6 protein-coding genes and 1 pseudogene are annotated in these 10,136 nt (G+C 70.5%); 4 read left to right on the top strand and 3 right to left on the bottom strand.

What is annotated here, in order from left to right:
* Nucleotides 1-653: pseudogene (locus tag E1285_RS39890) on the top strand (hypothetical protein); the annotation flags it as partial.
* A 44-nt stretch (nucleotides 654-697) separates the two neighbouring features.
* Here the strand turns inward: E1285_RS39890 and E1285_RS39885 are convergent.
* Both E1285_RS39885 and E1285_RS39880 read right to left on the bottom strand, forming a co-directional pair.
* Nucleotides 698-1,858: a hypothetical protein gene (locus tag E1285_RS39885; protein WP_132159792.1), complete on the bottom strand. Its 1,161-nt coding sequence runs from the start codon at nucleotides 1,856-1,858 to the stop codon at nucleotides 698-700.
* The gene (locus E1285_RS39880) at nucleotides 1,837-2,931 is read right to left on the bottom strand and encodes a helix-turn-helix transcriptional regulator (RefSeq protein WP_132159791.1); all 1,095 of its coding nucleotides are present in this window, start codon (nucleotides 2,929-2,931) and stop codon (nucleotides 1,837-1,839) included. The genes E1285_RS39885 and E1285_RS39880 overlap by 22 nt, the downstream gene beginning before the upstream one ends.
* Nucleotides 2,932-3,406: 475 nt before the next feature.
* Here E1285_RS39880 and E1285_RS39875 point away from each other — a divergent pair, with 475 nt between their 5' ends.
* Nucleotides 3,407-4,930 carry a cyclic nucleotide-binding domain-containing protein gene (locus E1285_RS39875; protein ID WP_132159790.1) on the top strand — a complete coding sequence of 508 codons (1,524 nt, stop codon included), beginning with the start codon at nucleotides 3,407-3,409 and terminating at the stop codon, nucleotides 4,928-4,930.
* Nucleotides 4,931-4,970: 40 nt separating this feature from the next.
* Entirely contained in the window at nucleotides 4,971-5,450 is a 480-nt protein-coding gene (locus E1285_RS39870) for a hypothetical protein (protein WP_132159789.1), read from the top strand.
* 27 nt (nucleotides 5,451-5,477) lie between these two features.
* Here E1285_RS39870 and lysX read toward each other — a convergent pair whose 3' ends face one another.
* Complete coding sequence (lysX, locus tag E1285_RS39865) at nucleotides 5,478-8,927, bottom strand: bifunctional lysylphosphatidylglycerol synthetase/lysine--tRNA ligase LysX (protein ID WP_243723379.1); 3,450 nt, start codon at nucleotides 8,925-8,927, stop codon at nucleotides 5,478-5,480.
* A 134-nt stretch (nucleotides 8,928-9,061) separates the two neighbouring features.
* Between lysX and E1285_RS39860 the strand changes: the two genes are divergently transcribed.
* Nucleotides 9,062-10,136 (top strand): serine/threonine-protein kinase (locus tag E1285_RS39860; RefSeq protein WP_243723378.1); only part of this gene is annotated, 1,075 nt, incomplete at its 3' end.

Here is a 10,136-nt window from a genome sequence, read left to right as displayed (position 1 = left end):
CCCCACCGGTCGACGCCCCCGCGCCGGGACCGAGCGCCCCGCGCGACCGCGGCTCGCGCGGCTCCGAACAGCGGCCTGGCACGGCGCAACCGACCGGCATGCCGCCCCGTCGACTGGATGCTCCGCGCCTGAACGTGCGTCCAGGGTCACGAGGCGCGCCCCGGGAGCCGGAGGCGGCCCCGGACGTACGGGGCCGCGACCCGGGTCCTGGCGCGCCCGCGCCGAGGCCGGGTACGCCGCCCCTGCGGCTGGATTCACCGGGCCGAGCCCGTCGCACGGCCGACGGAGAGCAACCGCGGCCGGCCGCGGCCGAGACACCGGAGCCCGCACCCCCGCCATCGGACGTTCCGGCCATCTGGGGCAAGCCCGGGAGGCGGCCCGAGCCCCCGAAGGCACGGCCGGAACAGCCGGCCGCCGGGCCCCCGCAGGTCAGGCGCGGCCAGTCGATCGCCGCCTACAAGCGGCCCGAACTGGTCGAGATAGTCGGACGCATCGCCGCCCGCGAACCGGACCTCTCGGACGACCAGCTCGTCGACCTGGTCACCCGCCTCCTCGAATGCCCGGAGGACGAGGCCCTCCTGGTCGGCGCCCGCCTCCGCTACGCCGTCGACATGTACCGCGGCCAGACGGGCGGCGGTAGCACCGAGAGCTGAGCTGGAACCGCCTCCGACCGGTCGAGGCGGCCCGGGTCACCGGCCTACAGCACGGACTCGCTGATGTGGCGCACGAGTGGCGACCGGCCTGGTTTGGTCAGGGCGTCGAGCGCCGAATCGACCGACGGGCGCTTGCGGAGCCGGTCGATATGGCGCTGCCAGCGTTCCTGATCGATCGCCAAGGCTCCGAGGAAGTCCTGGCACAGCTTCGGTTCGATGAGCGAGAGGCGCCCTCTGGCGGCTCGTAGGGCGGCGGTCATGCGGTCCCGCTCGCCGTCATCGCCGTTCCAGGACGTCTGGACCAGGTGCAGCACGTGGTCGATGAACCTGCCGCGCCTCGCGAGGAAGTCCGCCCAGTGGCAGAGATCGGCTTCGGCCACGGAACGTCCCTGGTCGAGGAGCCAGAAGACGCCCTCCGCGAGGACGTCACCGATCTCCTCGGCGCGGGCCCGTTCGGGGGTACGGAAGGGGTCGTACGGCTTCTGGACCACTTCCCCCGTCACTGCCAGCTGCCGTAGCCCCGCTTTGGCGTCGAGGAGGTAGAACCAGTCCTCGTTGTAGATGTTGGGGAAGAACGAACGGTGGCGCGTCACCTCGACGGCCAGGGCCCCACCGCCGATGAAGGACTGCTGGTCGCCGTCCACCCTGCGATAGGCGTGGCAGACGACCGAGTTGTCGGGGAAGCCGCCGATGGACAGCCCGACGGCGCTGTAGGTGCTCAGGAGGCCGGCGGCCGTCCGGAGGTCCTCCGGCTGCCTGACGGTGATGTCGTCGTCCAGGAACACGACGCGTTCCCAGCCGACGAGGTGGCTGAGCATGAGCGCGAGGTTGCGCTTGGCGCTGGTATCGGTGTTGCGTGCGAACCTGCCGGTGAGCAGCCGCGACGTCTCGAAGTCCGGCAGCCGGAGCGCGTCCTGCTCGGGGACCTCGATGGCGATCAGGTCCGTGTCCCGGGGAAGCCTTCGCGCCGCCTCGCGTGCACTCGTGTACTTGCCGCTGTGGAGTGTGACCAGCGGGCAGTCCAGCAACGCCGCGATCCGGGCGGCCTCGGTCAGGTGCGCGGGATGGCGGTTGGTGGGGACGATGATCGCGTCGACGTGCGCGCGCGCCGGGCAGCCCGGGTCGTCCGGATTCCAGAGAAGGTGCCGGTGCGAGCCGTGGTGGTCTTGGGTGCGGGCCGGAGTCATCGCCGGGGGTGCGCCCACTCGAAGTGCCGGTTCTCTTCGAGCGTCCAGTCGGGTGTCAGCGGGGCGCCGTTCTCCACGACCACGCGCGTCACCACGAGGAACGCCTCACTGCCACCGAACCGTTCGCGGATGTAGGCCGTGTTCCGGTCCCGGAAGTTGGCGTCGGTCGTCGCGCGGACGGCGCCGAACGTCCCACTCCCGTACATCCCGTTGCAGATGGTGACGGTGCGTTTGTGGTTGTAGGGATTGACGGCCCGTGCGAACAAGGCGACGTCCTCGCGGAGGATCTGCCGGTCCTCCTCCTGCTCCAGGAGCGGCGCGAACCGCTGGGACCGGTCGTCTTCGTGGACCTCGAAGTAGGCGCCGTCCGGCGTGCCCCAGTCGGCGACCTGCTTGACCGGGAGATCGAGCCGGTGGACCGCTGAGCGGGTGGCGACGTTCCAGTCCACGCCGCCGAGCAGGACGAGGTGGGTCGTGTAGTCGTCGGACAGCAGCTGCTGGGCGGTCCGCAGGTTCACCTGGCTCGCGGGATTGCTCGCCCGGACGTGGCCGTGCAGTTCGAACAGCGCGTCGAGGTCGGAGAAGGTGTAGAGAGCGATGTAGTCGGGATCGGCCGGGTCGGTGTAGGGCATCTGCTCCAGCATCTCGGAGGGCAACTGGGCGCAGACGAGCGTTATCGTCCTGCCGTCGTTGAAGGACCAGAGACCTGGATCACCGGCTTCGCCGCCGGCCGGGACCGTGCCGGCCCCCAGTGCGTTGTTGCGTAGTCGCATGAGCTCTCTTAGAAGGTCGTCTTTGACCAGGAGTTCCTCGTCCGTCATCTCCGCCGGGTCGAGCAGGTGCGGAGTTCCGCCTTCGAGTGAACGAGGTGTGGCGAAGAAGGCGGCGTAGGCCTCGATTCTGGGTATCGGCGGGATCGTCGGCCTGCCGGTGGACTCCCATGACGACACGAGCGGGACGCTCAGCGGCCGGTCGCCGCCCAGGGCCTTCGCGAGCTGTGCCTGCGTGATCGCCACGCCGGGCCAGTGCTCTCTTCTGAGCGCGCGCAGCCGCCGGGCGAAGACCTGGGCCGGATCGTGTTCGCTCCCCACCGGAATCCCCTTCAGCTGAAGTTCAGTTCTTTGGTAAAGCTGTAATACCGCCTTTCGCTGCCAGTAAAACCCCAGCTAGCCGCGGTCTTTGCTCATGTGAGCGCAACGGAGTCGTTTCGTGGCCGTCCCCGACATGAAATCCAGGTTCAGCGCTTTACCCATGCATTCAGAGGGTAGACCAAACATCAGAACAAGAAGGTGAAGTTGCCGCAGAAAAGAAAACTTCACTGAAGTCTACTGAAGTCCAATGGCGAACATCGGTAGCGACGCGACCTCTGAGTTCTCGAACCGGACCTGGTCCCGGCTTCGGGACACGACGGGCGGCCCCCACTGGCGAGGGCCCCCACGGTGACCTGCCACTGCCCACCGCGGGAGGGGTCATGCAGATTCTCAACGACCCGAGTCGCGAACACGAGACCCGGTCCCCCGTGAAGCCGATGGGGGCCAAACACCGAGGTCGCGTCTGGCCGCAGTCATGGCCCGCATGCTCGCGACGGTCAAGCCACTGGGACTTCTATCCGGTATCGCCGCCATTCTCGCCGCGGGTGGCGCCATCGCCGGCGCGGCGGGGCTGATCAGCGCCGGAATGCTGGTGCTGATCGGGATACCCGTCGCGGGATTCACCCGGAACCAGTGGCTGGCCACGACCAAAGGGCTGCAGTTCGCCGTGTCGGTCGACGACGTCCAAGCGCTGAAGCGCACTGACGCCGCGGCCTTCACCCAGCCGATAGCGGCGCTTCGCCGCAGGCCGCCGGACGAGACCGGTGACGTCTCGGGGGCGGACGAGACGGAGCCCCGGGAAGCGTACGCACTCCTGGACCCGCCCCGCCGGGACGCGCTCCAACCCGCCGCTCCTCCTCCGCCGCCCGCAGCGGGCGAGCGGATGCTCGACGAGCCTTCGGGAGAGCGCTCGCACGCGTCGTCCGGTACGCGGCGCAACTTCTGGGACTCGCTTACGAAAGCGGAGCGGGACCGGCTCACCGCGACGGCGAGGACGGTCGAGTTCCCGCCGGGCGCGGTGGTGTGGCACAGGGGCGAGGTCGCCGACCACGTCATCCTCCTCCAGTCCGGCTGGACGAAGGTCTACGGAGGCCCCGACGGCGAGGAACGGATCATCGCGACCCGCGGCCCCGGCGACCTGATCGGGGAGCGCGCCGCGCTGCACCCCACGTCCCGTTCGGCGACGGTGGTCGCCATGGACACCGTCCGCGGGCTGCTCATCACGACCGAGCGGTTCTACAGGCTCGTCGAAGCCCATCCGGACCTGCTCGGCGTCATCGAGGCGCAGTTGTACCAGCGCCTCAACGACGCACCTGACGGACGCTGCTCGTGCGAGCGCGACGGCCTGGAGCGAGCGAACGCGGTCCTGCCCGCTCCCGTTCTCTCGCGGGTCGCCTGGAACGGGCAGAACTGCTCCATCCTCTTCACCGACATCGCCGCGTTCGGCGGCCACCAGCGAGGCGAGCAGGACCGCCGGTTCATCCGCAAGGTGATGTACGACGCCCTGCGCGACGCCTGCGAGAGTTCGGGCGTGCCGTGGGCGGACTGCCATCACGAGGATCGGGGGGACGGCGTGCTGATCGTCGTTCCACCGAGTACGCCCACCGGCCTGATCGTCCACCCCCTGCTGTCTCACCTGGCGAAAGGGCTGGGACGGCACAACCACCGGGCCAGTGAGGCCGTCCGGATCCAGCTCCGCGCGGCTCTGCATGTCGGACCGGTGGTCTCCGATGCCGAGGGCGTGACGGGAGACGCGATCATCTACACGGCGCGGCTGCTGGAGGCATCCGGTCTCAAACGCCGGCTCGCCGAGGAGGGGGCGCCCGTCGGGTTCATCACCTCCCAGTTCGTCTACGACGCCTTCCTGAGGCACGGCTCCGGTGACGCGGGCGGGACCGAATACCGTCGCGTCGATGTGCAGGTGAAAGAGACCCGGGTCAGCGCATGGGCCTGTTTGATCGGCGCCGGCCAAAGGGAACCTGGACCGGCGAGTGTGTAATCCATGCGCCATGTCGGTGGATGTCTGTAGAAATGTCTGCGTGAGCGGGTGGGATGGCGAAGCGCTGGCGCGGTTGCGGGCTGCCGTGCACCAAGGGGACGGGGCCGCCGGTTGCGACGTCCTCCGGGGGCGGCCCATGCGGCCGGTGCTGCAGTACGCCGGGGACGTGCTGGTGGCGGCGCTCGCCCAGGGGGTGGCCGGCGCGGACGCCCTCGCTCGGGAGTGTGTGCAGGAGCTGAGGCGCCGTGGGGCGCCGGGGGACGCCGAACTGGCCGACGAGGTCGCGGGCGTCTCCCGGCTCGCGGGGCTGCCTGTCGACCTGGGGGCCGTGGCGGCCGCGATGGACGACGGGTTCCATGTCCTGGACGTCGAGCGCGGCGACGTGATCCCGGTGGACGAAGGGGGCGAGGGCCTGCCGATCCCGCCGGGCGTCCTGCCGGAGGGGGAGGACGCCCGGCGGGGCGTGGCGCGGCGGTGGCTGGCGGAGCAGGGGTTCCGGAGGGTTCGCCGCGGGCTGTAGAAGCCCGCCTGCTAGGAGCTCCGCCTGCTAGGAGCCGGGGCGGACCAGGGGGAAGGGGATCGTCTCGCGGATGCCGCGGCCGGTGAGGGTGATCATCAGGCGGTCGATGCCCAGGCCCATGCCGCCGGCGGGAGGCATCGCGTACTCCAGGGCGCGGAGGAAGTCCTCGTCCAGTTCCATCGCCTCGGGGTCGCCGCCGGCGGCCTTCAGGGACTGCTCGGTGAGGCGCCGGCGCTGGAGGACGGGGTCGATCAGCTCGGAGTAGGCGGTGCCGAGTTCGAGACCGAAGACGATGAGGTCCCATTTCTCGGCGAGGCGCTGGTCCGCGCGGTGCGGGCGGGTGAGCGGGGACGTCTCGGCCGGGTAGTCGCGGACGAACGTCGGGGCCGTCAGCCTTTCCTCGACGAGGGCCTCGAAGAGTTCCTGGACGATCTTCCCCTGCCCCCATTGCGAGTCGAAGTTCAGGCCGAGGCTTATGGCGAATTCGCGGACGGTCGCCACCGGCGTGTCGGGGGTTATCTCCTCGCCCAGGGCATGGGAGACGGAGTCGTAGACGGTGATCTCGTCCCACGGTTCCGCGAGGTCGTACTCGACGCCGTCCCGGACGACGACGGTGGTGCCGAGGGCGGCGCGGGCGGCGTCCACGACCAGGGAGCGGGTCAGGGCGGCCATCGTGTCGTAGTCGCCGTAGGGTTCGTAGGCCTCCAGCATCGTGAACTCGGGATTGTGCTTGGGGGAGACGCCCTCGTTGCGGAAGTTGCGGTTCAGTTCGAAGACGCGGCCTACCCCGCCGACGAGAAGGCGCTTCAGGTACAGCTCGGGTGCGATGCGCAGGTAGAGCTGCATGTTGTAGGCGTTCATGCGGGTGGTGAACGGGCGGGCCGTGGCGCCTCCGTGGACGGGCTGCAGCATCGGCGTCTCGACTTCGAGGTAGCCGCGGGCCCGCAGGCCGTCGCGGACGGCGGCGATCGCGTCGCCGCGCATCCGGAGCATCCGGCGGGACTCGTCGTTGACGATGAGGTCGACGTACCGCTGCCGGACGCGGGCCTCCGGGTCCGACAGCCCGGACCGCTTGTTCGGCAGCGGACGCAGGCACTTGGCGGCGAGCTGCCAGGAGGAGGCGAGCACCGACAGCTCCCCGCGCCGGGACGTGACGACCTCGCCGCGCACGCCGACCTGGTCGCCGAGGTCGATCAGCGTCTTCCAGTGGTTCAGGGACTCCTCGCCGAGCGCGCCGGCGGTCAGCATCACCTGCAGGTCGGCGGTCTCGTCCCGCAGGGTGACGAAGATGAGGCGGCCGTGCTCGCGGGCCAGGACGACGCGTCCCGCGACCGCCACGCGGTGGCCGGTGGAGGCGTCGGGGGCGAGGGAGGCGAAGCGTGCGCGGATGTCGGCGGCGACGTCGGTGCGCTCGCAGCCGAGCGGGTAGGGCTCCATCCCGGCGGCGCGGATCTGGTCGAGCTTGGCGTGCCTGACCCGCTCCTGCTCCGACAGCCGGCGCCGCGGCGCGCGGGCCGCGTCGGCGGCCTCCTCGATCCGCTGGATCCGGTCGACGAGGTCGGCGGACGGGACCATTGCGGCCGCCCGGTCGAGCTTGGGGCGGTTCAGGTTCGGCAGGAACCCCTCCGCGCGGGCGTAGGCGAGCCCCAGCCGGACGAGGTGGCGGCTCTGCGTGTAGCAGATGTAGCGGGGACGCCAGCTCGGCAGGTACTTCGCGTTCGACAGGTACAGCGATTCGAGTTGCCAGAACCTCGACGCGAACGACAGGAACCGGTAGTAGAGCCGGGCGATGGGCCCGGCGCCGATCTGGGAGCCGCGCGCGAACGCGGAGCGCAGCATCGCGAAGTTGAGCGACAGCTGCTGCGCGCCGACGGCGGCGGCCTTCTCCGCGAGCTTGGCGACCATGTACTCGTTCAGCCCGTTCTCGGCGTGCCGGTCGCGGCGCATCAGGTCCAGCGACAGCCCGGCGCGCCCCCACGGGACGAAGCTGAGCAGCCCCCGGAGCTCGCCGTGGGCGTCGAACGCCTCGACCATGACGCAGCGGCCGTCGGTCGGGTCGCCGAGGCGGCCGAGCGCCATCGAGAAGCCGCGTTCGGTGTCCTCGCCGCGCCACGCGTCCGCGCTGCGGATGAGCTTGGCCATCTCCCAGCCGGGGATCTGCGCGTGCCGCCGGATCCGCACCGAGTACCCGGCCCGCTCGACCCGGCGGACGGCCTGCCGGACCTGCCGCATCTCGCGTCCGTCCAGGTTGAAGTCGGTGAGGTCGACGACGGCCTCGTCGCCGAGTTCCAGCGCGTCGAACCCGTGCCGCCGGTAGACGCGCGCGCCGCGCTCGCCGACGCTGACGGCGCCCGGGATCCAGGCGTGGACGCGGCACTGCTCCAGCCACGCCTCGATCGCCTGGTCCCACGATTCGGGATCGCCGAGCGGGTCGCCGCTGGCCAGGGAGACCGAACCCTCGACCCGGTAGGCGATCGCCGCCTTACCGTTCGGTGCGACCACGACGTCCTTGTCGCGGCGCAGCGCGAAGTAGCCGAGGGAGTCCTGGTCGCCGTACTCGGCGAGCAGCGCGCGTGCCGCGAGCTCCTCCTGCGGGCTGAGGACGGGGTCCTGGCGGCCCGGCCTGAACATCGCCCAGAACGTGGCGATCAGGAGCCCGGTCCCGAGGACCCACAGGATCGCGTCGACCCACAAGGGGACGAGGACGTCGATCGGCTTGCCCGTCACGCGCGGCCCGAGGACGGTCTGGAGGATCGCGTAGACCGGGTGGGTCCAGAAGGCGCCGCTGTTGTCCCGGTCGGTGACGGTGACCAGGAACGTGCCGATTCCGCAGGTCACGACCAGGAGGTTGGTGAAGACGTGGGTGGCGAGCCGGCGGTTGGCGCGGTCGGGCAGCGTGGTGAACTCGCCGCGCGCGGCGACCAGCAGCGCGAGGACGGCGAGGTACACCGCGGCGGTGACGACCAAGCCGATGTGGATCGTCTTGTCCGGGTTGAGGAGCGTCGTCACGACGGCGGTGACACCGAGCACGGTCGGCAGGCAGAAGATCAGGACGAGGATCCGCCACGCGGCCTTCTTTCGCCGCCGGATGCCCATCGAGAGCAGGATCCAGACCAGGCCGATGGGCACGCTCGGGAACCAGCCGAGGTACCCGATCCAGCGCAACGCCCAGATATCGGCTATCTCAAGGATGAGACCATAGGAGACCCAGGCGAGCAGCGACAGGATCCCGGAGAGACGGGTGTACCAGAAGAAGATCGTCGGCGCGGAGCGGATCAGCCGGCCCCATTCGCCCCGCAGGCCGCCCCCGCCCCGGGCGGCGCCGTCCTTTCCGGCGCCGGCCTGCCCAGGGACGTCCTTCCCGGGGCCGTCTTTCCCCGGGCCGTCTTTTACGGCGCCGTCCCTCCCCGCGGTGGCGCCGATGGAGGCGCTCGTGGTGGAGGCGCTCGTGGCGGAGTCATTCGTAGCGGATGTCACGTCCACCATGCTTCCGTCCGTACGGGCTCGTCCTCAGGCGAACCTCGACGGCACGCCGGACGTCGTACGGGTAGGGGGATGTGGCTTGCAAGCTCGGTCCAAGGTTGTCAGCAAAAGTCGATATGGTCGCGGATATGCCAAGTGAACCCACCGGTGAGCGCTTGCTCGCCCGCCGTTACCGACTGGTGACCCACGTCGGCCGGGGCGGTATGGGGACGGTCTGGCAGGCACACGATGAGGTCCTCGGTCGTGACGTCGCGGTGAAGGAGGTCATCCTCCCGCATGGTCTCACCGATGAGGAACGCGCTGTGCACCACAAGCGCACGTTCCGTGAGGCCCGCACCGCCGCGCGCCTCGGTCACCCCGGCGTCGTCACCGTCTACGACGTCGTCGAGGAGGACGACCGGCCCTGGATCATCATGGAGCTCATCAAGGCGCGCTCCCTGGACCAGGTGATCAAGCAGGACGGTCCGCTGGAGGCGCGCCGCGCCGCCGAGATCGGCCGGCAGATGCTCGCCGCGCTGCACGCCGCGCACGAGGCCGGCGTCCTGCACCGCGACGTCAAGCCCAGCAACGTGCTGATCACCGGCACCGGGCGGATGGGCGAGCGCGCGGTCCTCACCGACTTCGGAATCGCCACCGCCTCCGGTGACGCCACCCTCACCCAGACCGGTCTGGTGATGGGGTCGCCCGCCTACATCGCGCCGGAGCGGGCGCGCGGCCGGCTCGCCGGCCCCGCCTCCGACCTCTGGTCGCTCGGCGTCACCCTGTACGCGATGATGAACGGCAAGTCGCCGTTCGAGCGCTCCGAGCCGATGGCGGCGCTGATCGCGGTGATCTCCGACGAGCCCGATCCGCCGGAGAAGGGCGGCCGGCTCATCCCGGTCATCGAGGGACTGCTGCGCAAGAACCCCGACCAGCGGATGGGCGCGATCGAGGCCGGTGCCCTGCTGGACGACATCGTCCGCCAGGAGACCATCGACACGCAGCGCACCATGGCGGTCGAGTTCTCCATGGACGAGCTCCCCGGCGCCCAGACCACCATCCCGCCCGCGGAGACCCGCGAGCCCGAATCGCGGGACCGGGAATCGCCCGGGACGAAAGCGCCCGGGACGGAGTCGCCGGAGTCGCGCGGGCCGGAATCGCACGGGCCGGAGTCGCACGGGGCGCGGCCGTACGCGGAGGCCTACGCCGATCCCTATCCGGAGA

The organism is Actinomadura sp. 7K507 (genome assembly GCF_004348425.1).
In the GTDB taxonomy this organism is placed as follows: Bacteria; Actinomycetota; Actinomycetes; order Streptosporangiales; family Streptosporangiaceae; genus Spirillospora.
Note: the sequence above shows the minus strand (reverse complement) of the source record. Positions and strands in the feature narration are given on the sequence as shown.

Excerpts from the sequence above, each read along its gene's own strand:
- E1285_RS39875 (WP_132159790.1), top strand. The coding sequence starts at position 3,407 with ATGGCCCGCATGCTCGCGACGGTCAAGCCACTGGGACTTCTATCCGGT.